The 24069-nt window shown below is 72.7% G+C and carries 20 protein-coding genes; 18 read left to right on the top strand and 2 right to left on the bottom strand.

What is annotated here, in order from left to right; genetic code table 11:
• Nucleotides 1-5: 5 nt before the first annotated feature.
• From ACIP89_RS31930 to ACIP89_RS31915, 4 genes are all read left to right on the top strand, one after another.
• The gene (locus ACIP89_RS31930) at nucleotides 6-821 is read left to right on the top strand and encodes a TlyA family RNA methyltransferase (RefSeq protein WP_401931813.1); all 816 of its coding nucleotides are present in this window, start codon (nucleotides 6-8) and stop codon (nucleotides 819-821) included.
• Nucleotides 818-1723 carry an NAD kinase gene (locus ACIP89_RS31925; RefSeq protein WP_402117909.1) on the top strand — a complete coding sequence of 302 codons (906 nt, stop codon included), beginning with the start codon at nucleotides 818-820 and terminating at the stop codon, nucleotides 1721-1723. The genes ACIP89_RS31930 and ACIP89_RS31925 overlap by 4 nt, the downstream gene beginning before the upstream one ends.
• A gap of 107 nt (nucleotides 1724-1830) precedes the next feature.
• The gene (recN, locus tag ACIP89_RS31920; protein ID WP_402117907.1) at nucleotides 1831-3576 is read left to right on the top strand and encodes a DNA repair protein RecN; all 1746 of its coding nucleotides are present in this window, start codon (nucleotides 1831-1833) and stop codon (nucleotides 3574-3576) included.
• 191 nt (nucleotides 3577-3767) lie between these two features.
• Nucleotides 3768-4865, top strand: a complete 1098-nt coding sequence (locus ACIP89_RS31915; protein ID WP_402117905.1) for a glycosyltransferase family 4 protein — start codon at nucleotides 3768-3770, stop codon at nucleotides 4863-4865.
• Nucleotides 4866-4887: 22 nt separating this feature from the next.
• Here ACIP89_RS31915 and ACIP89_RS31910 read toward each other — a convergent pair whose 3' ends face one another.
• A complete protein-coding gene (locus tag ACIP89_RS31910) occupies nucleotides 4888-6513 on the bottom strand; it encodes a PucR family transcriptional regulator (protein WP_402117904.1) in 1626 nt (541 codons plus the stop codon).
• Nucleotides 6514-6845: 332 nt separating this feature from the next.
• Between ACIP89_RS31910 and ACIP89_RS31905 the strand changes: the two genes are divergently transcribed.
• Nucleotides 6846-7703 carry a sulfurtransferase gene (locus tag ACIP89_RS31905; RefSeq protein ID WP_401931823.1) on the top strand — a complete coding sequence of 286 codons (858 nt, stop codon included), beginning with the start codon at nucleotides 6846-6848 and terminating at the stop codon, nucleotides 7701-7703.
• Between the two features lie 50 nt (nucleotides 7704-7753).
• Here ACIP89_RS31905 and ACIP89_RS31900 read toward each other — a convergent pair whose 3' ends face one another.
• Nucleotides 7754-9559 (bottom strand): glycoside hydrolase family 15 protein, encoded by a 1806-nt coding sequence (locus tag ACIP89_RS31900; RefSeq protein ID WP_401930785.1) that lies wholly within the window; start codon nucleotides 9557-9559, stop codon nucleotides 7754-7756.
• 401 nt (nucleotides 9560-9960) lie between these two features.
• On the opposite strand from ACIP89_RS31900, the gene ACIP89_RS31895 reads away from it, so the two are divergent.
• The 13 genes from ACIP89_RS31895 to ACIP89_RS31835 all read left to right on the top strand — a co-directional run bounded on the left by ACIP89_RS31895 (nucleotide 9961) and on the right by ACIP89_RS31835 (nucleotide 24062).
• Nucleotides 9961-11634: a CTP synthase gene (locus tag ACIP89_RS31895; protein WP_402117902.1), complete on the top strand. Its 1674-nt coding sequence runs from the start codon at nucleotides 9961-9963 to the stop codon at nucleotides 11632-11634.
• 88 nt (nucleotides 11635-11722) lie between these two features.
• On the top strand, nucleotides 11723-12349 hold the full coding sequence (locus tag ACIP89_RS31890; protein WP_073739284.1) for an NUDIX hydrolase: 627 nt from the start codon (nucleotides 11723-11725) through the stop codon (nucleotides 12347-12349).
• Nucleotides 12350-12517: 168 nt separating this feature from the next.
• Entirely contained in the window at nucleotides 12518-14581 is a 2064-nt protein-coding gene (locus ACIP89_RS31885; RefSeq protein ID WP_402117900.1) for a tetratricopeptide repeat protein, read from the top strand.
• 144 nt (nucleotides 14582-14725) lie between these two features.
• Complete coding sequence (ald, locus tag ACIP89_RS31880; protein WP_402117899.1) at nucleotides 14726-15841, top strand: alanine dehydrogenase; 1116 nt, start codon at nucleotides 14726-14728, stop codon at nucleotides 15839-15841.
• Between the two features lie 356 nt (nucleotides 15842-16197).
• Nucleotides 16198-17316 (top strand): ParA family protein, encoded by a 1119-nt coding sequence (locus ACIP89_RS31875; RefSeq protein WP_401930443.1) that lies wholly within the window; start codon nucleotides 16198-16200, stop codon nucleotides 17314-17316.
• Nucleotides 17313-17909: a hypothetical protein gene (locus tag ACIP89_RS31870; RefSeq protein WP_401930788.1), complete on the top strand. Its 597-nt coding sequence runs from the start codon at nucleotides 17313-17315 to the stop codon at nucleotides 17907-17909. The genes ACIP89_RS31875 and ACIP89_RS31870 overlap by 4 nt, the downstream gene beginning before the upstream one ends.
• 79 nt (nucleotides 17910-17988) lie before the next feature.
• Complete coding sequence (locus ACIP89_RS31865) at nucleotides 17989-19080, top strand: segregation and condensation protein A (RefSeq protein ID WP_402117898.1); 1092 nt, start codon at nucleotides 17989-17991, stop codon at nucleotides 19078-19080.
• Nucleotides 19077-19724: an SMC-Scp complex subunit ScpB gene (scpB, locus tag ACIP89_RS31860; RefSeq protein WP_401930449.1), complete on the top strand. Its 648-nt coding sequence runs from the start codon at nucleotides 19077-19079 to the stop codon at nucleotides 19722-19724. Before ACIP89_RS31865 ends, scpB begins: the two co-directional genes overlap by 4 nt.
• Nucleotides 19724-20944: a pseudouridine synthase gene (locus ACIP89_RS31855; RefSeq protein ID WP_401930452.1), complete on the top strand. Its 1221-nt coding sequence runs from the start codon at nucleotides 19724-19726 to the stop codon at nucleotides 20942-20944. The genes scpB and ACIP89_RS31855 overlap by 1 nt, the downstream gene beginning before the upstream one ends.
• Before the next feature lie 160 nt (nucleotides 20945-21104).
• Nucleotides 21105-21236, top strand: coding sequence for a hypothetical protein (locus ACIP89_RS31850; protein WP_401930455.1), 132 nt, complete (start codon nucleotides 21105-21107; stop codon nucleotides 21234-21236).
• Nucleotides 21233-22312: an AAA family ATPase gene (locus tag ACIP89_RS31845; RefSeq protein ID WP_401930458.1), complete on the top strand. Its 1080-nt coding sequence runs from the start codon at nucleotides 21233-21235 to the stop codon at nucleotides 22310-22312. The genes ACIP89_RS31850 and ACIP89_RS31845 overlap by 4 nt, the downstream gene beginning before the upstream one ends.
• Nucleotides 22309-23043: an NUDIX hydrolase gene (locus tag ACIP89_RS31840; RefSeq protein ID WP_401930460.1), complete on the top strand. Its 735-nt coding sequence runs from the start codon at nucleotides 22309-22311 to the stop codon at nucleotides 23041-23043. The genes ACIP89_RS31845 and ACIP89_RS31840 overlap by 4 nt, the downstream gene beginning before the upstream one ends.
• Nucleotides 23040-24062: an ADP-ribosylglycohydrolase family protein gene (locus ACIP89_RS31835; RefSeq protein ID WP_402117896.1), complete on the top strand. Its 1023-nt coding sequence runs from the start codon at nucleotides 23040-23042 to the stop codon at nucleotides 24060-24062. Before ACIP89_RS31840 ends, ACIP89_RS31835 begins: the two co-directional genes overlap by 4 nt.
• Nucleotides 24063-24069: the final 7 nt, after the last annotated feature.

Genomic DNA, 24069 nt, shown 5'->3' with positions numbered 1-24069 from the left:
CGAACGTGGCAGGAGTGGCCCGTCGCCGCCTCGACGCCGAGCTGGTACGCCGAAAGCTCGCCCGCTCGCGCGAGCACGCCAGCCAGCTGATCGCCGCAGGACGGGTGACCGTCGGCGGCAACACTGCGGCCAAACCGGCCACCCAGGTCGAGACGAGTGCCGCGGTCGTCGTCACCAAGGACGACAGCGACCCCGAGTACGTCTCGCGGGGGGGCCACAAGCTGGCCGGCGCCCTCGCCGCCTTCACGCCCCTGGGGCTGACGGTGGAGGGGCGGCGGGCGCTGGACGCCGGGGCGTCCACCGGCGGGTTCACCGATGTCCTGCTGCGGGCCGGAGCGGCCCACGTCGTCGCCGTGGACGTCGGCTACGGACAGCTCGCCTGGTCGCTCCAGTCCGACGAGCGCGTCACCGTCAAGGACCGCACCAACGTGCGGGAGCTGACGCTGGAGGCGATCGACGGCGAGGCCGTCGACCTGGTGGTGGGCGATCTGTCGTTCATCCCGCTGGGACTCGTCATGCCCGCCCTGGCGCGCTGCGCGGCCCCGGACGCGGATCTGGTCCTCATGGTCAAGCCGCAGTTCGAGGTGGGCAAGGAGCGGCTCGGCAGCGGCGGGGTGGTGCGCAGCCCCGAGCTGCGGGCCGAAGCCGTACGTGAGGTGGCGCGCCGGGCCCGGGCGCTCGGACTGGGGGTCCGGGGTGTGACGGCGAGCCCGTTGCCCGGACCGTCGGGGAATGTCGAGTACTTTCTGTGGCTGCGGGCCGGAGCACCTGAGCTGGATCCCGCGGATGTCGACCGTGCAGTGGCGGAGGGGCCTCGTTGACGACGAATACGGCACGAACTGTCTTTCTTCTGGCGCACACCGGCCGGCCGGCCGCGATCCGCAGCGCCGAGCTGGTGGTCCAGGGCCTGCTGCGCAACGGTCTGGGCGTACGGGTGCTGGCCACGGAGGCGGCCGATCTGCCGCTGCCGCCGTCCGTGGAGACGGTCACCGACGCCTCCCCGGAGCCGGTGAACGGCTGCGAGCTGCTCATCGTGCTCGGCGGGGACGGGACGCTGCTGCGCGGCGCGGAGCTCTCGCGCGCCTCCGGGGTGCCGATGCTCGGCGTCAACCTGGGCAGGGTCGGCTTCCTCGCGGAGGCGGAGCGCGACGACCTGGACAAGGTCGTCAACCGGGTCGTCACCCGGGCGTACACCGTTGAGGAACGGATGACGATCGATGTCGTCGTGCACAGCAACGGCACCGTCGTCCACTCCGACTGGGCGCTCAACGAGGCGGCCGTGCAGAAGGTGTCGCCCGAGCGGATGCTGGAGGTCGTACTGGAGATCGACGGCCGTCCGGTGACCGGGTTCGGCTGCGACGGCATCGTCTGCGCGACGCCCACCGGCTCGACCGCGTACGCCTTCTCGGCCGGCGGGCCCGTCGTGTGGCCCGAGGTGGAGGCCCTGCTGATGGTTCCGATCGGCGCACACGCGCTGTTCGCCAAGCCGCTGGTGACCTCGCCCACGTCGGTGCTGGCCGTGGAGGTCCAGCCGCACACCCCGCAGGGGGTGCTGTGGTGCGACGGGCGCAGGACGGTCGAGCTGCCCCCCGGCGCCCGGGTCGAGGTGCGGCGCGGCACGGTGCCCGTCCGGCTGGCCCGGCTGCACCAGGCCTCCTTCACGGACCGGCTGGTGGCCAAGTTCGCGCTGCCGGTGTCGGGGTGGCGGGGCGCGCCGCACTGACGCCGGACCGGGCACCCGGGAGGTCCGGCGTCAGTGCGGCGCGCCCACCCGATCCGGTGCCCCGGCCGCGGCCCGTGTGCGCGGGGGCCACGAAACCTCGTATGGTCATGTCCGTGTTGGAGGAGATGCGGATACGGTCGCTCGGAGTCATCGACGACGCGGTGGTGGAGCTGTCACCCGGTTTCACCGCCGTGACCGGTGAGACCGGCGCGGGCAAGACCATGGTCGTCACCAGCCTCGGGCTGCTGCTCGGCGGACGTGCCGATCCCGCCCTCGTACGGATCGGTGCCAAGGCGGCGGTCGTCGAGGGCCGGATCACGGTGTCCGAGGGCGACGCGGCGGCGCTGCGGGCCGAGGAGGCCGGTGCGGAGATCGAGGACGGTGCGCTGCTGATCAGCCGTACCGTTTCCGCGGAGGGGCGCTCCCGCGCGCATCTGGGCGGCAGATCCGTGCCGGTGGGCGTGCTGTCCGAGCTCGCGGACGAACTCGTCGCCGTGCACGGCCAGACCGACCAGCAGGGGCTGCTCAAGCCTGCCAGGCAGCGGCAGGCCCTCGACCGGTACGCGGGCGACGGCGTCGACCTGCCGCACGCCACCTACGCGGCGGCCTACCGGCGGCTGCGCCAGGTCGCCGGTGAACTCGACGAGCTGACCACGCGCGCCCGCGAGCGGGCCCAGGAAGCCGACCTGCTGCGCTTCGGGCTGAACGAGATCGCCGCCGTCGAACCGTTGCCCGGTGAGGACACCGAGCTTGCCGCGGAGGCCCAGCGGCTCGGCCACGCGGACGCCCTCGCCTCCGCCGCCGCCCTCGCGCACACCGCGCTGGCCGGCAACCCGGAGGACCAGGAGGCGGTAGACGCGACGACCGTCGTGGCGGCGGCCGGTCAGGCGCTGGAAGGGGTACGGGCCCACGACCCGGCGCTCGCCGCACTCGCGGACCGGGTCGGTGAGATCTCCATCCTGCTCTCCGACGTCGCGGGCGAACTCGCGGGCTACGCCGACCAGCTGGACTCCGATCCGCTGCGGCTCGCCGCGGTCGAGGAGCGCCGCGCCGCGCTCACCGGACTCACCCGCAAGTACGGCGACGACATCACCGCCGTGCTGGCCTGGGCCGAGGACGGGGCCGCGCGCCTCATGGAGCTGGAGAGCGACGACGACCGGATCGGCGAACTGACCGCGGAACGGGACGCGCTGCGCGGCGAGCTCTCCGTACTCGGCCAGGCGCTGACCGACGCCCGGACGGCGGCGGCGGCGCTCTTCGCGGAGGCCGTCACCGCGGAGCTCGCCTCCCTCGCGATGCCGCACGCCCGGGTCTCCTTCGACATCCGGCAGACCGAGGCGCCCGACGAGGCGTCGGGCATCGACATCGGCGGACGCAGCGTGGTCTACGGGCCGTCCGGCGCCGACGAGGTCGAACTGCTGCTGGCCCCGCACCCCGGCGCCCAGCCGCGGCCGATCGCCAAGGGCGCCTCCGGCGGCGAGCTGTCCCGGGTGATGCTCGCCGTCGAGGTGGTGTTCGCCGGCTCCGACCCCGTACCCACCTACCTCTTCGACGAGGTCGACGCGGGCGTCGGCGGCAAGGCGGCCGTCGAGGTCGGGCGGCGGCTGGCCAAGCTCGCGAGGTCCGCCCAGGTGGTGGTCGTCACCCACCTGCCCCAGGTCGCCGCGTTCGCCGACCGGCAGCTGCTGGTCGAGAAGACCGTGGACGGCTCGGTGACCCGGAGCGGTGTCACCGTCCTGGAGGGCGAGGAGCGGGTACGGGAGCTGTCCCGGATGCTCGCGGGCCAGGAGGACTCGGAGACGGCCCGCGCCCACGCGGAGGAGCTGCTCGCCACGGCACGGTCGGACGGATAGAACCGCGGGGCCCCGGCCGCCGAGCACGGCGCCGCGGCCCCGCGATCTTCACCCGTGCGAGTGGTACGCCACGCCCGGTTTGTTGCGGTGCGCACCGGAGTTACGGTCCGGTCGTGCCGGAACGTGCGTACGGACTGGCATCCTTGGCGGTGTACACACCGCCGACTCGGCAGCCCCGGGAGCCATTCAACGTGTCACAGCTGCGTACGGTCCAAGTGCTGGGCGGAGGCAGTGCGGGAAGCAGCGCCCACGTCGGCTCGCTGGCCGCCGGACTGGTCGCGCGAGGCGTGCAGGTCACGGTCTGCGCGCCCGCCGGACTGGACCGCGCCTGCGACTTCTCCGCGACCGGGGCGCACTTCGCGCCCGTACCCAGGCGCAGTGACCCCGCCGCCGTCGCCGCGCTGCGCGGTGCCTGCGCGGGTGCGGACGTGGTCCACGCGCACGGACCGCACGCCGCCGTGCGGGCCGCCCTGGCGCTCGGCGGCCGCCGGGTCCCGCTGGTCGTCACCTGGCACACCCGCTCCCACGCCGAGGGCGCCCGCCGCCGGCTGCTGCACCTGCTGGAGCGAAGGGCCGCCCGCGCGGCGGCCGTTGTGCTCGGCGCCTCCTCCGACCTGGTCGACCGGGCCCGTCGGCTCGGGGCGCGCGACGCCCGGCTCGCGCCCGTCGCCACTCCGCCGCCGCAGATCCCCGCCGCGCTGTCCGGCGACAAGACGCGGGCCGAACTCGGTGCCGTGGGGCGGCCGTTGATTGTGGCGGTCGGCAGCCTGGTGCCGCACCACGGCTTCGGCACACTGCTCGACGCGGCGCGAGCGTGGCGGCGGCTCGACACCGTGCCCCTGCTGGTCATCGCGGGCGAGGGGCGCGAGCGGGCGGCTCTGCAGCGGCGGATCAAGGCCGAGGACCTGCCCGTCGCGCTGATCGGCAGCCGGACCGATGCCACCGGACTGCTGGCCGCCGCGGACCTGGCCGTGCTGCCCAGCCGCTGGGAGGATCGCTCGCTGCTGGCCCAGGACGCGCTGCGGATCGGCGTGCCGCTGGTGGCCACCGCGGTCGGCGGAGTGCCCGAACTCGTGGGTGAGGCCGCGGAACTCGTGCCGTACGGGAACGCGGAGGCGCTCGCCCGCGCGGTGGCCCGGCTGCTCCGGGACCCGGCGGAACGGGACCGGCTGGCCGCCGCGGGGATCGCGCAGGCGGCGGGCTGGCCGACCGAGGACGACACGATCGCCCAAGTGCTGAGCGTGTACGACGAGTTGACGCAGCCGCTGGCGGTGGCCCGGAACCGCTGAGCCGGCGGCGTGCGGTCGGCCCTCAGGAGGCGTGGCGGCGGGCGCGCAGGGCCAGGCTCAGGGCGAGTACCGCCTGCGGGTCGTCCAGATCGGTGCCGAGAAGTTCACCGATACGAGCGAGCCGGTTGTAGAGCGTCTGCCGGTTCAGATGCAGTTCGCGTGCCGTCTCCGCCTTGCGGCCCGCGTGCGCGAGGTAGGTCTCAAGGGTGGGCAGCAGCGGCGGGCGCGAGGTGCGGTCGTGGTCGCGCAGCGGGCCGATCGCCCGCTCGACGAACGCCGCCAGATCCGGGTGGTCCCGCAACCGCCAGAGCAGCAGATCGATATCGAGGCGCCGGGCGTCGTACCAGGGCCGGTCACCGAGCCCCTGCGCCGCGGTGGCCGTCTCCGCCGCGTGCCGGAGCCCCGCGCCGGCCGTCGCCCAGCTGCCCGCCACCCCGACCACCACGACCGGGGGATGGGAACCCGCCCGTTCGAGCCCGGCCCGCTCCACCCCGGCCCGCAGCGCCGCGGCGACCCGGTCGGCCACCGCCGTGCGCTCCGTCTCGGTCCGCAGCGCCAGCAGCAGCGGCACCCGGCCCTCCACCGGCCGCACCCCGAGCAGCACCGGCACCCCCACCGAGGACAGCTCCTCCAGGACCGCGCGGGCCAGCAGCGCCCAGTTGCCGGACGGGGACAGCTCGGGGGCCAGCCGCATCACCACGGGCAGCAGCGGCATCTCGCCCGGTTTGAAGCCCAGCACCCGGGCCTGGGCCGGGGCGTCCTCCGGAGCGATCCGGCCCTCCGCCAGATCCGTCAGGAAGTCGCCCCGGCCGCGCGCCGCGAGCTCCTCCTCCTGCCTGGCCTGCATCAGCACCACCGCGAGCAGGCCCGCCGCGCGCTCCGCCGCCATCCGGTGCACCGTCAGCAGCGGACCGTCCACGGCCAGCAGCACCAGCCTGGCCCGTACCGAACCGGTCCCAGGTCCGCCGCCCGGCACATCCGCCAGCACCGCGCCGACGGGCGGCGACTCGCGGGCCGCCCGGCCGCCGCGCATTCCGTCCCAGACCTGGAGCGGATCGGCGGAGATCGGGCCCGACTCGGTGCCGGCCGCGTACAGGAGCTGGCCGTCGGCCGTCTCCAGGAACACCGGGTTGGCGGTGAAGTCCGCCAGGATGCCGAGGACCTGGGGTACCCCGCCGCCGCCGAGCAGTGCCTGGGTGCAGCGCCGGTGGACCTCCTCGGCCTGCTGGAGCAGCGCGTAGTGACCGTTGACGATCTCGGTGTGGACCTCCTCGGTCACCGTCACGAACGGCACCTCGCGGTGCAGCTGCACCAGCGGCAGTCCGGCGGCGCGTGCGGCGTCCACTATCGAGGCGGGCAGCCGGCTGAAACGCGGACCGAGCTCCACCACCAGGGCGGCGATGCCCCGGTCGGCGAGCCTGCGGACGAACGCGCGCTGCTCGGCCGGGCGGGTACCGAGCCCCAGACCGGTGGTCAGGAGCAGCTCGCCGCCCTTGAGCAGCGAGGCGATGTTGGGGACCTCGCCCGCGTGCACCCAGCGCACCGTGCGGCTGAGCCGGTCGGCGCCGGACACCACCTCGGGGAGCCCGCCGCGCAGCCCCGGCAGCTCCAGGGCACGCTGCACGGTGATACCGCCTTGGGTCTCCATCGACTCGGGCCTTTCGTTCGGATCAGGCTGGATCAGGGGGCGGGGCCTGGTGCCGTGCATCGCGATGCGGAGATTGAGGCAACGCGGAGCGTTGTTGACTGACGACAATGCCGCGAGGTGCGGTGCCGGGGCACGCGAGCCCAGCCTGATCCAAACGAAAGGCCCTTGGGCCTCGCGCTTCGCTTCGGTCGGACCGGGCGCGCTTTTGCCGACGCCCTGGTCAGGAAGGTACCGGCCCGGAGCGCCGGAGGCACCGCCGGGGCGGCGGGCCGTTGACAGGCCGGGGCCCCGCTGCGATCTTGACCCTTCGGTACCGGCACGGGGGAGGACCCATGGACGACGCGGCACCCGCCTGCGATGACGGCCCGCCCGGCCCGCTCGTCGGCCCGGACTGGCTCGCCGCCCGGCTCGGCCGGCCCGGACTGCGGGTCTTCGACGCCTCGGTCGGCGCCCACCGGGAAGCCCCCGTACGGATTCCCGGGGCCCGCCCCTTCGACCTCGACGGCGCCCTGTCCGAGCCCGGCGCACCGCTGCCGCACACCATGCCCGACGCGGACCGGTTCACCGAGGAGATGCGCGCGCTCGGCCTCCACGACGGCGACGCGGTCGTGGTCTACGACGCGGTGGGTCTCTACTCCGCCGCACGGGCCTGGTGGATGCTCCGGGCGATGGGCCTCGACCGGGTCGCGGTGCTCGACGGCGGGCTGCCCGGCTGGACGGCGGCCGGACTGCCGACCCGGGAGGGCGCCCCCGACGGCCTGCCCGCACGCGGGGACTTCACGGCGGTGCCGCGCCCGGGGATGTTCGTGGACGCCGACGAGGTGGCGGCCGCGCTCACCGATCCGGCGGCCGTCGTGTTCGACGCCCGGTCCCGGGAGCGCTTCGGCGGCACGGCGCCCGAACCACGCCCGGGGCTGCGCGGGGGCCACATGCCCGGGGCGGTGAACCTGCCCTTCACCGAGGTCCAGCACGAGGGCCGGATGCGCCCGGCGGCCGAGCTGCGGGCCCTGTTCGGCGCACTCGCCCCGGGCCGGAGCCGGCTGCTGTTCAGCTGCGGATCGGGCGTTACCGCCTGTGTGCCCGCGCTGGCCGCAGCCCTGGCGGGCCGCGGCGAGTCCGCGGTCTACGACGGCTCCTGGAGCGAATGGGGACTGCCCGCGGAGAACCGTCCGGTCGTCACGGGCGGCTGAACGGGACCGGATGCGGCGAGCCCCGGAGGGGCCCGCCGAGGTCCGGGCCGTCAGCCCACGTACGCCCCGCTCGCGGTCAGCCGCAGTGCCGTGTCGATCAGCGGCACATGGCTGAAGGCCTGCGGGAAGTTGCCCACCTGGCGCTGCAGCCGGGAGTCCCACTCCTCGGCCAGCAGGCCCAGGTCGTTGCGCAGGGACAGCAGCCGTTCGAAGAGCTGGCGGGCCTCGTCGACCCGGCCGATCATCGCCAGGTCGTCGGCCAGCCAGAACGAGCACGCCAGGAACGCGCCCTCGTCGCCCTCCAGACCGTCCACACCGGCGTCCCCGCCCGTGGTCGGGTAGCGGAGCACGAAGCCGTCCTCCGTGGACAGCTCCCGCTGGATCGCCTCGATCGTGCCGATGACCCGCTTGTCGTCGGGCGGCAGGAACCCCATCTGGGGGATCAGCAGGAGGGAGGCGTCCAGCTCCTTCGACCCGTACGACTGGGTGAAGGTGTTGCGCTCCTTGTCGTACCCGCGTTCGCAGACGTCGCGGTGGATGTCGTCGCGCAGATCGCGCCACTTGTCCAGCGGCCCCTCCGCGTCCCCGGCCTCGATCAGTTTGATCGTCCGGTCGAACGCCACCCAGGCCATCACCTTGGAGTGCACGAAGTGCCGGCGTGGCCCGCGTACCTCCCAGATGCCCTCGTCCGGCTCCTCCCAGTGCTTCTCCAGGTACTCGATCAGCTTGAGCTGGAGGCCGGTGGCGTAGTCGTTGCGGGTCAGCCCGGTCATGTGCGCGAGGTGCAGCGCCTCGGTGACCTCGCCGTACACGTCCAGCTGGAGCTGGCCCGCGGCGCCGTTGCCGACCCGGACCGGGCCCGACTCCTCGTAACCCGGCAGCCACTCCAGTTCGGCCTCGCCCAGCTCCCGCTCGCCCGCGATCCCGTACATGATCTGCAGGTTCTCGGGGTCGCCCGCGACCGCCCTGAGCAGCCACTCGCGCCAGGCACGGGCCTCCTCGCGGTAGCCGGTGCGCAGCAGCGAGGACAGCGTGATCGCGGCGTCGCGCAGCCAGGTGTAGCGGTAGTCCCAGTTGCGGGAGCCGCCGATGTCCTCGGGCAGTGAGGTGGTGGGCGCCGCGACGATGCCGCCGGTCGGGGCGTAGGTCAGGGCCTTGAGGGTGATCAGCGAGCGGACCACGGCCTCCCGGTAGGGGCCGTGGTACGTACACTGCTCGACCCATTCGCGCCAGAAGTCCGCGGTCGCCTCCAGCGAACCCTCCGGGTCCGGGAGCGCGGGCGGTTCGCGGTGCGAGGGCTGCCAGCTGATCGTGAACGCGATCCGGTCACCCGGGGCGACGGTGAAGTCCGAGTACGTCGTGAGGTTCTCGCCGTAGGTCTCGGCCGTGGTGTCCAGCCAGACCGAGTCGGGGCCCGCGACGGCGACCGTGCGGCCGTCCACCTTGTGCACCCACGGGGTGACCCGGCCGTAGCTGAACCGCATGCGCAGCTCCGAGCGCATCGGCACCCGGCCGCTGACGCCCTCCACGATCCTGATCAGCTGCGGGGCGCCGTCACGCGGCGGCATGAAATCGGTCACCCGGACCGTGCCGCGAGGCGTGTCCCACTCCGATTCGAGGATCAGTGAGTCCCCGCGGTAGCGGCGTCGGTCGGCCGAGGCCGGTTGTTCGCCCTCGGGACGGGGCCCGAGGCGCCAGAAGCCGTGTTCCTCGGTGCCCAGAAGGCCCGCGAAAACGGCGTGTGAATCGAAGCGGGGCAGGCACAGCCAGTCTGCTGTGCCGTCCCGGCAGACCAGGGCGGCGGTCTGCATGTCTCCGATGAGTGCGTAATCCTCGATGCGCCCGGCCACGTGCATCTCCAGTCGAACGGCCATGTCGCCCCGTAGGGCGCTTACTGCGGGTCAAGAGGTCGTTGCTAGGGGTTGAGGTGGGGGAATCTGCGCGTCCATACCTCGCCCGGAGCGAGTGTCCGAGCAGGATACGACGCACCTGGGTGATCCGCGCGACGGTCCCGACAAGAGAGATGAGCCGAACGGGTGGGGCGTGAGAGACATGCGGGGATCGTGTGTGCTGACTGTGCCGGGAGTGGCCGGAAGCAGGCTCCCCTGGTCGCTGATACCCTGGTAGCCCGTGGACCGGTGGTCGTCTGGCAACAGCAGACGAGGCCCCCGAACCGCAGCGACGGCGCCTCCGGAATCTCCGGACGGCAAAGCCGGTACGCACCTCACGATCGCGACCACGGGAGCCCCCTTTGGCTATGCAGCCCACATCCACGACGACCAAGCACATCTTCGTCACCGGGGGTGTCGCCTCTTCCCTCGGCAAGGGTCTGACTGCCTCCAGCCTCGGTGCCCTGCTCAAGGCGCGTGGCCTTCGGGTCACCATGCAGAAGCTCGACCCGTACCTGAACGTCGACCCGGGCACGATGAACCCCTTCCAGCACGGTGAGGTGTTCGTCACCAACGACGGTGCCGAGACCGACCTCGACATCGGACACTACGAGCGCTTCCTCGACGTCGACTTGGACGGCTCCGCCAATGTCACGACGGGCCAGGTGTACTCGCAGGTCATCGCCAAGGAGCGGCGGGGCGAGTACCTCGGTGACACCGTGCAGGTCATCCCGCACATCACCAACGAGATCAAGCACCGCATCCGCCGCATGGCCACCGACGACGTGGACGTCGTCATCACCGAGGTCGGCGGCACGGTCGGCGACATCGAGTCGCTGCCGTTCCTGGAGACCGTCCGCCAGGTCCGCCACGAGGTGGGCCGGGACAACGTCTTCGTCGTGCACATCTCGCTGCTGCCCTACATCGGCCCGTCCGGTGAGCTGAAGACCAAGCCGACCCAGCACTCGGTGGCGGCGCTGCGCAACATCGGTATCCAGCCGGACGCGATCGTGCTGCGCGCCGACCGCGAGGTGCCGACCGCGATCAAGCGCAAGATCTCGCTGATGTGCGACGTCGACGAGGCCGCCGTGGTGGCCTGCCCGGACGCCAAGTCGATCTACGACATCCCCAAGGTGCTGCACTCCGAGGGCCTGGACGCATACGTCGTGCGCAAGCTCGACCTGCCGTTCCGGGACGTCGACTGGACGACCTGGGGGGATCTGCTGGACCGCGTCCACAACCCCGACCACGAGGTCACCGTCGCGCTGGTCGGCAAGTACATCGACCTGCCCGACGCCTATCTCTCGGTCACCGAGGCCATCCGGGCCGGCGGCTTCGCGAACAAGGCCCGCGTCAAGGTCAAGTGGGTCGCTTCCGACGACTGCAAGACCCCTGCGGGCGCCAAGAAGCAGCTCGGTGACGTCGACGCCGTCTGCATCCCCGGCGGCTTCGGCGAGCGTGGTGTGATCGGCAAGGTCGGCGCCATCCAGTACGCGCGTGAGAACAAGGTGCCGCTGCTCGGCCTCTGCCTCGGTCTCCAGTGCATCGTGATCGAGGCCGCGCGCAACCTCGCGGAGATCCCCGACGCCAACTCCACCGAGTTCGACGCCGCCACCGGCCACCCCGTCATCTCGACGATGGAGGAGCAGCTGGCGTTCGTCGAGGGCGCGGGCGACCTCGGCGGCACCATGCGGCTCGGCCTCTACCCGGCGAAGCTCGCCGAGGGCTCGCTGGTCCGTGAGGCCTACGACGGCCAGCCGTACGTGGAGGAGCGCCACCGCCACCGCTACGAGGTCAACAACAGCTACCGCGCCGAGCTGGAGAAGAAGGCCGGTCTGGTCTTCTCCGGGACCTCTCCGGACAACAAGCTCGTCGAGTACGTCGAGTACCCGCGCGAGGTCCACCCGTACCTGGTCGCCACCCAGGCGCACCCGGAGCTGCGCTCCCGCCCGACCCGCCCGCACCCCCTGTTCGCGGGCCTGGTGAAGGCGGCCGTCGCGCGCAGGACGGGCGGCGAGCCGGAAGCCACGCCGGGCAAGTAACGGAACCCCCGCAGGCGTTACGGTTGACCGGGGTACGCGTCCTTCGAGGACGCGTACCCCGGTCACTGCTTTTTGTGGGAGGACGTAGATGGGTTTCCAGGACACGCCCGAGGAATGGCCGGTCACCGCGACCGAGACCCCGTTCCGGGGCAACAAGACCAGCGTCCGCACCGACCAGGTGGTGATGCCCGACGGATCCGTCCACGGCCGCGACTACCAGGTCCACCCGGGTTCGGTCGCGGTGCTCGCACTCGACGACGCGGGCCGCGTCCTGGTGCTGCGCCAGTACCGTCACCCGGTGCGCCAGAAGCTCTGGGAGATCCCGGCCGGACTGCTCGACGTCCCCGGTGAGAACCCGCTGCACGCCGCGCAGCGCGAGCTGTACGAGGAGGCGTACGTCAAGGCCGAGGACTGGCGGGTGCTGACCGACGTCTACACCACGCCGGGCGGCTGTGACGAAGCCGTACGGATCTTCCTCGCCCGCAACATCTCGGAGGCGGACGGCGAGCGTTTCGAGGTCGCGGAGGAGGAGGCCGACATGGAGCTGGCCCGGGTGCCGCTCCAGGACCTCGTACGCGGTGTGCTCGCCGGAGACCTGCACAACAGCTGCCTGGTGGTGGGGGTGCTCTCGCTCGCCGCGGCGCTCGCGGGCGACGGGGTCGAATCCCTGCGGCCCGCGGAGGCGCCCTGGCCCGCCCGGCCGTTCGAGGCCTGACGGCCCGTCGGGGAGCCGGAAACGTCCCCCGGTCGGAAAAAACGCTGATCCGATCGGGGGACCTGTCCGCCGCGCTCCACCGGATTCACCCACCCGCCTCAACTACGCTCGGAATGCCCTGACCGGAGTCCCGGCGGGCGACGCGTGCAGCGAAGTGGAGCGTGGCCCGTGACGGATCAGGCGGTGGACACCAGCGACCCGGCCGAGGCAGCGGGGACCGAGGGGCCGGCCACCGTCGAGCCGTCTCAATTCTTCGGGCGTGAACGCGAGTTGAAGGAGCTCCGGGCCGACATCGAACGGGCCGGACTGGACACCATGGCCGGTCGCAAGAGCGGCCGGGCCCGGGTCCTGCTGATCGCCGGACGCCCCGGCTCCGGCCGTACCGCGCTGGCCGGCGAGCTCACCCGGCGGCTGCTCGGCACCGGCGACTACCCCGACGGCCTGCTCCGCGTCCGGCTCACCGAACCCGGCGGCGCCCCGGTCCCCACCGAACGCGCCGCCCGGCGCCTCCTCGGCCAGCTCGACATGGCGGGACCGCCCGGCGCGGACGAGGACGAGCTGTCCGAGATGGTCCGCGAGGCCCTCGCCGTACGCCGGGTCCTGCTCCTGATCGACGACGCGCCGGACGCCGAACAGGTCGACCCGCTGATCCCAGACAACCCGGACTGCCTGGTCGTCGCCACCGCGCAGGGCCCGCTGACCGGTATCCCCGGCGTCCGGCCCTGCACCATCGGCGGACTGGAGGCGGGCCCCGCGGTCCAGCTGCTCGCCCGCACCATCGGGCAGGTCCGCATCACCGTCGACCCGCGGACCGCCGAGACCCTGGCCGAGGAGTGCGGCGGCCAGCCCGCCGCGCTCGTGTTGGTCGGGGGCTGGCTGGCCGCGCACCCGACGGCCTCGGTGGCCGACGTCACCAAGCAGCTGCGGGAACTGCCGGACGACGCCGAGCAGCCCACCGGCGCCCGTCCGCTGGCCCGCGCCTTCCGGCTGGTCCACGACTCGCTGCCGGCGACCGCCGCCCGGATACTGCGACTGCTCTCGCTGGCCCCCGCCGGACTCGCCGACGCCCACACCGCGTCCGCGCTGGCCGGCTGCTCCGTCTCGGCCGCCCAGACCACGCTCGACGACTTCGTGCGCCTCGGCGTGCTGCGGAGCGACGAGGCGGGGCGTCAGCAGTACGAGGTGCCCGGCTGCCTGGCCCCGCTGCTGCGGGCGCTGCTGGCGGACCGGGACCGTCCGGCCGAGATCCAGCTCGCGCAGGCGAGGATGCTGGAGCGGACCGTGCGCCTGCTCCAGTCCTGCCGCGCGGTCACCGAGCCCGAGGGCTCCCCGGCCCGGCGCAGACTCGCCGGGCTGCCGCGCTCGCTGCGCTTCCCCGGCCCCGAGGCCGCCGCCGAGTGGCTGCGGATCCGCCGCCCCGCCCTGCTCGCCTCCGCCCGGATCGCCGTGCAGGACGGCGAACTCGACACGCTGGCACGGCGGTTGGTGGCCGCCTTGGTGCGGGCGCTGGCGGTGCACGAGGGCACGGAGGCGGCCGCGCCCGAGCTGTACGGACTGCACGGACTGGTACTGGCCGTCGCCGAGCGCCGTGAGCTGCCGCGCGAGCGGGCGGCCGCCCTGCTCAACCTCGCGGACCTGGACGCCGGCACCGGCCGGACCCGGGAGGCGCTGGCCCGCTACCGGGCCGCGCTGGACGCCGGACGGGCCGCGAAGGACCCGTACGCCACCGGGCGCGCGATGGAATCCGTGGGCGGCGCCTATGCGGAGCTGGGCGATTTCCACCGGGCCTCCGACTGGTACGGCCGGGCGCTCGCGCAGCGGCTCTCCCAGGGGGAGAAGGCCGACGAGGCACGGCTCTACGGGCGCCTCGGCACGGTCCACACCTACGCCGGGCGGTACGGCGAGGCGCTGCGGAACTGGCGCGCCGCGGCGGCCGGCTACCGCAGGCTCGGTGACCTGCCGGCCCAGGCGCGGGCGCTCAGCGAGGTCGCCCGGGTCCAGGAGTACGCGGGCCGTCCGCAGGAGTCCTTGCAGACCTGCCGGGAGGCCGTGCAGTGGGCGCGGCAGGCCAAGGACGTACGGCTGCAGGCCGCCCTTGAGCTGCGGCTGGCCGACACGCTGGACCGGCTCGGTGACCCCGCAGCCGCGGGGCTGCACCGGGGTACGGCCGACAGATTGCTGGGTGAGGAGAGTGCAGCCTACGAAATCCGTAGTGCGGCGACGGAAAATTAATGCTTTGTAAGGCTAGACAGCGGGAAGCCCTTCATTAGACTGGCTCTGCCGCGGGTGTTCGCGGTGTCTCCATTTACGCTGCGTCCATCCGGGTATGCATGGCTATGTCCGGGTGACCCCTCTGAGTCAAGGACCGTGATCGACGTGAAGGTCGGTATCCCCCGCGAAGTCAAGAACAACGAGTTCCGCGTGGCGATCACGCCTGCCGGTGTGCACGAGCTCGTCCGCCACCGCCACCAGGTCGTCGTCGAGGAGAGCGCCGGTGCCGGCTCGTCCATCACGGACGCGGAGTACGTCGCGGCCGGGGCGCGGATACTGCCCACCGCCGACGAGGTCTGGGCCACCGCGGACCTGCTGCTGAAGGTCAAGGAGCCGGTCGCGGAGGAGTACCACCGCCTCCGCAAGGGCCAGACCCTCTTCACCTACCTCCACCTCGCCGCCTCCCGCGCCTGCACGGACGCGCTGCTGGAGTCCGGCACCACCGCCATCGCCTACGAGACCGTCGAGACCGCGAACCGCGCGCTGCCGCTGCTCGCCCCGATGTCCGAGGTCGCGGGCCGGCTGGCCCCGCAGGTCGGCGCGTACCACCTGATGCGCTCGGCCGGCGGCCGCGGTGTGCTGCCCGGCGGCGTCCCGGGTACGGCGGCCGGGCGGGCCGTCGTCATCGGCGGCGGCGTCTCCGGCTGGAACGCCACCCAGATCGCCGTCGGTCTCGGCTTCCACGTCACGCTGCTCGACAAGGACATCAACAAGCTCCGCGAGGCCGACCGGATCTTCGGCACCAAGGTGCAGACGGTCGTCTCCAACGCCTTCGAGCTGGAGAAGGCCGTCGTCGAGGCGGACCTGGTCGTCGGCGCCGTGCTCATCCCCGGAGCGAAGGCCCCGAAGCTGGTCACCAACGAGCTCGTCGCCAAGATGAAGCCCGGAAGTGTACTTGTCGACATTGCAATTGATCAGGGTGGCTGCTTCGAGGACTCCCACCCGACGACGCACGCCGAGCCGACCTTCATGGTTCACGGTTCGGTCTTCTACTGCGTCGCCAACATGCCCGGCGCGGTGCCGAACACCTCCACGTACGCCCTCACCAACGCGACGCTGCCCTACATCGTGGAGCTCGCGAACCGGGGCTGGGCCGAGGCGCTGCGCCGTGACGCCGCACTCGCCAAGGGGCTCAACACCCATGACGGGCAGGTCGTTTACCGTGAGGTGGCGGAAGCGCACGGCCTCGACCACGTCGAACTGAGCACGCTTCTCGGCTGAGGGTCAACCCTCTCCGTCAACCTCGCGCACCCGGCCGGACCTTGCCGAGCAAGGTCCGGCCGGACGCATGCCGGGCCCCGCGCAACTCGCCTCGAACGTAACCCTTTAACCGATTCGTGCACCCGCGAAAAGTACGCCCGGAAGGCTGCGCGCCCTTGACAGCGGGGTGTTCGATTGCCGACACATCGGGCCGGGTCCGGCGGATTGTGTTGCTGCGAACCGGTGACACGCCATAGAGTCGCCAATCGTCGGCATGGTGCCACGCTGACCTATCGATAAGTTTCCTGGTCACGTCCAAGGAGGTAAGACGACTTGTGAATGAGTCGACATTTACTCCCGGGGGTGTTCAACCAGGGATGCCTGCACGGGGCCAGGGCCCGAACGGGCTGGAGGCTGTCGGCTCCGTCGCTGTCCGCACCTTCGCCACCCACCAGCACATGACGACAGCCCCCCAGATGATGGACGGCCTACACGTGAACGCCATGGCCGGCAACGAGAGTGGCCGGGACACCGCCCACTTCGCCGACTTCGACGAGACGCCCCAGGGGCGCTTCTACGACCCCGACGCCGAATACGAGCCCGATCCGGAGTACGCGGCCACTCTCGCGCCCGACGCCGCCCGGCAGCGCCGCGAGCGAGTCGGCCCGACCGGCCGGCCCCTGCCGTACTTCCCGATCCCGGGCCCGCTGACCGATCACGGCCCCGCCAAGATCATCGCGATGTGCAACCAGAAGGGCGGCGTCGGCAAGACCACGTCGACCATCAACCTGGGTGCCGCGCTCGCGGAGTACGGGAGGCGCGTCCTGCTCGTCGACTTCGACCCGCAGGGAGCCCTGTCCGTCGGTCTCGGCGTGAACCCGATGGAGCTCGACCTCACCGTCTACAACCTCCTCATGGAGCGCGGCATGGCGGCCGACGAGGTCCTCCTGAAGACCGCCGTGCCCAACATGGACCTGCTGCCGAGCAACATCGACCTGTCGGCCGCCGAGGTCCAGCTGGTCAGCGAGGTGGCCCGGGAATCCACCCTGCAGCGCGCCCTGAAGCCGCTGATGGCCGACTACGACTACATCGTGATCGACTGCCAGCCCTCGCTCGGCCTGCTCACCGTGAACGCCCTGACCGCCGCGCACAAGGTGATAGTGCCGCTCGAGTGCGAGTTCTTCGCGCTGCGAGGTGTGGCCCTGCTCACCGAGACCATCGAGAAGGTCCAGGAGCGGCTCAACCCGGAACTGGAGCTCGACGGCATCCTCGCCACCATGTACGACTCCCGTACGGTGCACAGCCGCGAGGTCCTCGCACGCGTCGTCGAGGCCTTCGACGATCACGTCTACCACACGGTCATCGGGCGCACGGTCCGCTTCCCGGAGACCACGGTCGCCGGCGAGCCCATCACCACGTACGCCTCCAACTCGGTCGGTGCCGCCGCCTATCGCCAGCTCGCCAGGGAGGTGCTCGCCCGGTGTCACGCCGAGTGAGTCTGCCGGGGGCCGACGAACTGTTCCGTACCACCGGGGGGATGGGGCTGCAGTCCTCGTCCCCCGCGGAACGGCGGCGCAAGGCGAACGGCGAGGCCGCCCGGGGTCCCGCACCGGCCGGCGGCGAGAGCGAATCCGGGGCCGACGCCCCGGCGCCGGGCTCCGAGGCCCCGGCCGCCTCCTCCGCGCCGGAGGAGCACTCGGCGGCCAGGGCCGACGCGGGAGACTCGCGCAGCCGCGGCGGTGAGAACGACCGGATGGCGGTGGCCGCCCAGGCCGGGCGCCGTCCGCAGCCGCCGTCCTCGCAGGAGCCGGTCCCGGCGCCCGTGGTCCAGCAGCAGCGCAGACGCGGTGGCGGGCGCGGCGCGAACCGGCGGCCCAGCGGCCGGGAGCGCCACGACGAGAAGATCACGGTCTACGTCTCCGCGGAGGAGCTGATGGACCTCGAACACGCGCGGCTGGTACTGCGCGGCGAGCACGGGCTGGCCATCGACCGGGGCAGGATCGTCCGTGAGGCGGTCGCCGTCGTCCTGGCCGACCTGGAGTCCCGGGGCGACGCGAGCATCCTCGTACGGCGGCTGCGCGGCCGCTGACGGGCCCGGCGCCGGTAGCCTGCCCCGGAGGGCGGGCCGCCGTCCGCCCGCCCCGTGTCCCGCCGCACCCTGGATCCCCATGCCCTCACCCGACGAGCCCGCCCGCACCTCCCGCCGCCCGCTGGGCCGCGGGCCGGGCGGCGGGCCCGTGCCGGTGCCTGTCCCCGAACCCGCGCCCGTCCCGGTGGCGGACCCGGACCCGGAACCCGTTTCCGTAGCGGACGCCGACCCCGCGCCTGTCCCCGAGCCCGTTCCCGTACCGGACCCGGACCCGGACCCTGAGCCCGTTCCCGTAACGGACCCCGGGCCCGTTCCCGTAACGGACGCCGAGCCTGTTCCCGCCCCGGAGGCCGACGACGGCCGGTTCACCGTGCGGCTGGCGAACTTCGAGGGGCCGTTCGACCTGCTGCTCCAGCTCATCTCCAAGCACAAGCTGGACGTGACCGAGGTGGCCCTGTCCAAGGTCACCGACGAGTTCATGGTCCACATCCGGGCCATGGGGCCGGACTGGGACCTGGACCAGACCACCGAGTTCCTCGTCGTCGCGGCGACCCTCCTGGACCTCAAGGCCGCCCGGCTGCTGCCCACCGCGGAGGTGGAGGACGAGGGGGATCTGGCACTCCTGGAAGCCAGGGACCTGCTCTTCGCGAGGCTGCTGCAGTACCGCGCGTACAAGCGCATCGCGGAGATCTTCAGCGAACGCCTCGAATCGGAGGGCCGCCGCTTCCCCCGTACCGTCGGACTGGAACCGCACCACGCGGAGCTGCTGCCCGACGTGGTGATCAGCATCGGGGCCGAGGGCTTCGCGAAGCTGGCCGTGAAGGCGATGCAGCCCAGGCCCCGGCCGCAGGTCTACGTCGACCACATCCACGCCCCGCTGGTCAGCGTGCGGGAGCAGGCCGGGATCGTGATGGCCCGGCTCCGGGAGGCGGGGGAGATGAGCTTTCGGGAGCTGACCGGGGACGCCCAGGACACCCTCACCGTCGTCGCCCGGTTCCTCGCGCTGCTGGAGCTCTACCGGGAGAAGGCCGTCGCCCTGGACCAGGACGAGGCGCTGGGGGAGCTGATGGTGCGCTGGGCCGGGGAGCGGGGGGCCGAGCCGGTCGTCACGGACGAGTTCGACCAGGAGGCACCGGACATGCGGGACGAGCGGCAGGACGTGAAGGCATGAGTGAGCAGGACGTCACCGGATCGGCCGTCGCGGGCCTCGATCTGAAGCCCGCCCTGGAGGCCGTGCTGATGGTCGTCGACGAGCCCGCCACAGAGGAGCACCTGGCCAAGGTGCTGGAGCGGCCCCGCCGGGCCGTCGCGGACGCGCTGCGGGAGCTGGCCGACGAGTACACCGCGCAGCGCCGCGGCTTCGACCTGAGGCTGGTCGCGGGGGGCTGGCGGTTCTACACCCGGCCGCAGTACGCGGCGGCGGTCGAGGGCTTCGTCCTGGACGGCCAGCACGCCCGTCTCACCCAGGCGGCGCTGGAGACCCTCGCGGTCGTCGCGTACCGGCAGCCGGTGAGCCGTTCCAGGGTCTCCGCGGTGCGCGGCGTGAACTGCGACGGGGTCATGCGGACCCTGCTCCAGAGGGGCCTGGTCGAGGAAGCGGGCGCGGAACCCGAAACAGGTGCGATCCTGTACAGGACGACGAACTACTTTCTGGAGCGAATGGGCCTGCGTGGCCTGGACGAGCTCCCGGAGCTCGCGCCCTTCCTCCCGGAGGCGGACGCGATCGAGGCTGAGACGCTAGAGGGTGTGCCGTCGTTCGATCCGGACGCACCGGACACCCCGGATACTCACGCAGACGACAAGACGGAATTTTGATGCGAAGCAGTGGCAGGAACAGCGGAAGCGGCAGCGGCGGCGGCAGGAGCGGCGGCGGAGCCAGCGGCGGCAGGAGCGGCGGAGCCGGCGGCGGAGCCAGGAGCGGCGGCGGCAGGAGCGGTGGCAGCGGCGGCCGGAACAACATCGGCACCGGCCGGAACACCAACCCGAACCCCCGGGTCTCCGGCTCCGAGCGTGACGACAAGCAGGAGCAGCGCCCCCGCAGGCCCCGCCCGGAGGAGCGCCGCTACGACGTGGGCAACGACAAGCCGGGCGGCGACGGCGGCACCCGCAAGGGCCGCGGCGCGGCGGCCCGCGGCGGCGCCAAGGGCGGCCCGAAGGCGGCCTCCGGCGGCTCGAAGAGCAGCGGCCGGCGTGCCCCGTACGGCGCCCCCGCCCGCCCGCGCGAGCTCGACGCCAAGATCGAGCAGCGCAACCGCGACCGGTACGCGAACAAGCCCGAGATCAAGACGCCCAAGACCCACCCGGGCGCCGAGCAGGAGGGCGAGCGGCTGCAGAAGATCCTCGCCAGGGCCGGCATGGGCTCACGCCGCGCCTGCGAGGAGCTCATCGAGCAGTCCCGCGTCGAGGTGAACGGCGAGATCGTCGTCGAGCAGGGCATGCGCGTCGACGTGCACAAGGACGAGATCAAGGTCGACGGTCTGACGGTCGCCACCCAGTCGTACCTGTTCTTCGCGCTGAACAAGCCGGCCGGTGTCGTCTCCTCCATGGAGGACCCGGACGGGCGCCAGTGCCTCGGCGACTACGTCACCAACCGTGAGACGCGGCTCTTCCACGTCGGCCGGCTGGACACCGAGACCGAGGGCATCATCATGCTCACCAACCACGGCGAGCTGGCCCACCGTCTCACCCACCCCAAGTACGGCGTGAAGAAGACCTACCTGGCCGCCATCCAGGGCCCGCTCCCGCGCGACCTGGGCAAGCGGCTCAAGGACGGCATCCAGCTGGAGGACGGGTACGCCCGCGCCGACCACTTCCGCGTCGTCGAGAACACCGGCAAGAACTACCTGGTCGAGGTGACCCTCCACGAGGGCCGCAAGCACATCGTCCGCCGGATGCTGGCCGAGGCCGGCTTCCCGGTCGAGCGGCTCGTGCGGACGTCGTTCGGCCCGATCCCGCTGGGCGACCAGAAGTCGGGCTGGCTGCGCCGGCTCACCAACACCGAAGTGGGCATGCTGATGCGCGAGGTCGGTCTGTAGGCCTCGGCTCCACCGCTGTACCGCTGTACCGCTGTACCGCTGTACCGCTTACGGCCCGTGGCCGGTTCCTGGACTCCGAATTTCGGACAGGAACCGGCCGCGGGCCTTTTGCTACCCGCGTTCGACCTTTATAGTCAAAATGACTATTAAGGAGGCTGGTGTGAGTCTCGCGGACGTCCTCGATCCCCTTCGGCAGCCCCTGGCGGCGGTCCTGGGCGCCCCGGCCGGCCTGCGTGACCGGCGACGCGGACTCGGCATCCGGCAGCGGGAGTTCACGGAGGCCGCGCCATGAATCGCTTCGCGCACGGCCTGGTGCCCGGCAAGTTCTATCCGCCGCACGCCGGCCACCACCATCTCGTCCGCACCGCACAGGACCGCTGCGAGCGGCTGACCGTGCTGGTGCGCGCCGCCTCGGGGGAGTCCGTTCCGCTCGCCGACCGGGTCGCCTGGATGCGCGAGGTGCACCCGGACGTGACGGTGGCCGGCGCCGTCGACGGCACCCGGACGGATCTCCACGACCCGGCGGTCCGGGACGCCCGCCTGGCGGTCTTCACCGCGGCCGTGCCCGAGCCCGTGGACGCCGTCTTCACCTCGGAGTCGTACGGGGAGGAGCTCGCCCGCCGCTTCGGCGCCGAGCCCGTCGCCGTCGATCCGGGCCGCACGGTCTTCCCGGTCTCCGGCGCTGCCGTGCGCGCGGACCCGGCGGGCTACTGGGACTTCCTCGAACCGCCGGTCCGGGCCGCGCTGGCCCGCCGGGTGGTCGTCCTCGGCGCCGAGTCCACCGGCACCACGACCCTGGCCCGCGCGCTGGCCGCCCAGTACCGCAGGCGCGGCGGCGTCTGGGCGCTCACCGGGTACGTCGCCGACTGCGGGCGCGAGCTCAGCGAACAGAAGCCGGCCGCGCCGCGCGCCCACCGCTCCCGCGCCCGGTGGGAGGACGCCGCCTCCACCGCCGAGGACCGCCCGCCGGCGGCCGAGGCCCAGAACGCCCGGGAGGAGGCGGCCGCCCGCACCGGATCCCCGGTGCTCGTCTGCGACAGCGACTCCTTCGCCGCCACCGTCCGGCACCAGCGGTACGCCGGCGGCCGCACCCCGCTCGTCGAGCGCACGGCCGACCGGGCAGCCCGTCACCTGTGGCTGCTGACCGACCACGAGGGCGTCCCCTTCGAGGGCGACGGGCGGCGCGACGACGAGGAGCTGCGGCCCTGGACGACCGACCGTTTCCGATCCGAACTCACCCGGACAGGAAGGAACTTCATCGAAGTCACCGGAAGCCGCCAGCAACGCCTGGCCACGGCGGTCGAGGCGGTCGACGCCCTGCTGGCCAGGGGCTGGCACTTCGCCGAGCCCCTTCCGGAGCGGCGATGAGCGGCGCCGCACCCGAGGGCTACGACCCGCACGCCTTCGAACCGTTCGCCGTCACCGTGGACCTGGCCGTCTTCACGGTCCGCGAAACCCGGCTGCACGTCCTGCTCGTCGAGCGGGGTGAGGACCCGTACAAGGGCCGGTGGGCGCTGCCCGGCGGCTTCGTCCTGCCCCGCGAGTCCGCAGAGGACGCCGCCCGCCGGGAGCTGGCCGAGGAGACCGGGCTGAGCCAGGACACCGTCCTGGACCTCCACCTGGAACAGCTCGCGACGTACAGCGACCCCGACCGCGATCCGAGGATGCGCGTGGTCTCCGTCGCCTACGCCGCGCTCGTACCCGATCTGCCCGAACCGCGCGGCGGCGGCGACGCGGCCAGCGCCGGATGGTGGGACGCCGGAGAGCCCGGCGCGCTCGCCTTCGACCACGACCGCATCCTCGCCGACGCACAGATCAGGATCGGCGCCAAACTCGAATACACCTGCCTGGCCACCGCGTTCTGCCCGCCCGAATTCACCCTGGGAGAGCTCCAGCAGGTGTACGAGACGGTCTGGGGCGTCGAGCTGGACCGGCCCAACTTCAGGCGCAAGGTCCTCACCACGCCCGGCTTCGTCCAGGCAGCACAGGGATCACCGCGCCGTACCGGCGGACGGGGAAAACCGGCCGCCCTCTACCGGGCGGGCGCCGCGACCGCCCTGCACCCTCCGCTGCTGCGACCGGAAGGAAGAAGTACGTGATCGTAACCAGGACCATCACCAAACAGGCCGCCACCGGCGCGCTGACCGGGCTCGCGCTCGGCGACGCGCTGGGCTTCCCGACCGAGTTCAACAACGTCCCCTCGATCCTCGCCAAGTGCGGGCCGTGGCGCCAGATGCGGCTGCCGAAGCCCGCGTTCGTCAGCGACGACACCCAGATGACCCTGGCTCTGGGGCGCGGTATCCGCGCCGCCATGGACCGAGGGCTGCTCACCCCGATGCGGCTGGTGCGCCCGGTGCGCGAGGAGTTCGTCGGCTGGTACCACTCGCCCGACAACAACCGCGCCCCCGGCCGCACCTGCATGACCGCCTGCCGGATGCTCGACAGCGACCGCGTCTGGCAGGAGGCCAGCCAGACCGGCTCCAAGGGCTGCGGTGCCAACATGCGGGTCGCACCGATCGGACTCGTACCCGGACTCAGCGACGAACAGCGCGCCGGAGCCGCCCAGCTGCAGGCGGCCCTCACCCACGGACACCCCACCGCACTCGCCGCCTCCGACCTGATGGCCCGCGCGGTGTACCTGCTGGCGCAGGGCGCGGACCCGGTCGGCCTGATCGGGCAGCTGCGCAGCTACGCGTACGAGAACAGCGGCACCTACCTCACGCGCTGGCTCGGGGACCTCTGGCGCTACGCCGGCGACTCCTCGCCCGAGCTCTACATCCAGCGGGGCTGGGAGGAGTGCCTCACCGCGCTGGAGCGCGTCCAGGACGCGCTGCGCGATCCGTCCCCGGAGAGCGATCCCTGCGAGGCGACCGGCGACGGCTGGATCGCCGAGGAGGCCCTGGCGACGGCCCTGCACTGCTTCCTGCTCTTCCCCGGCGAACCGGTCACCGCCCTGCGCCGCGCCGCCTGCACCCGGGGCGACTCGGACTCGCTCGGCTGCCTGACCGGTGCGCTCGCCGGGGCGCACCTGGGCTCGGGGGCCTGGCCCAAGGAGTGGTCGGAGCGGATCGAGTACCGGAGCGACCTGCTGTCCCTGGGGGCTCTCTGGGACTCCTGAGCCATGC

This window comes from Streptomyces sp. NPDC088730 (genome assembly GCF_044751215.1).
GTDB lineage: Bacteria > Actinomycetota > Actinomycetes > Streptomycetales > Streptomycetaceae > Streptomyces.
This window is presented reverse-complemented; position numbering and strand designations above follow the sequence as displayed.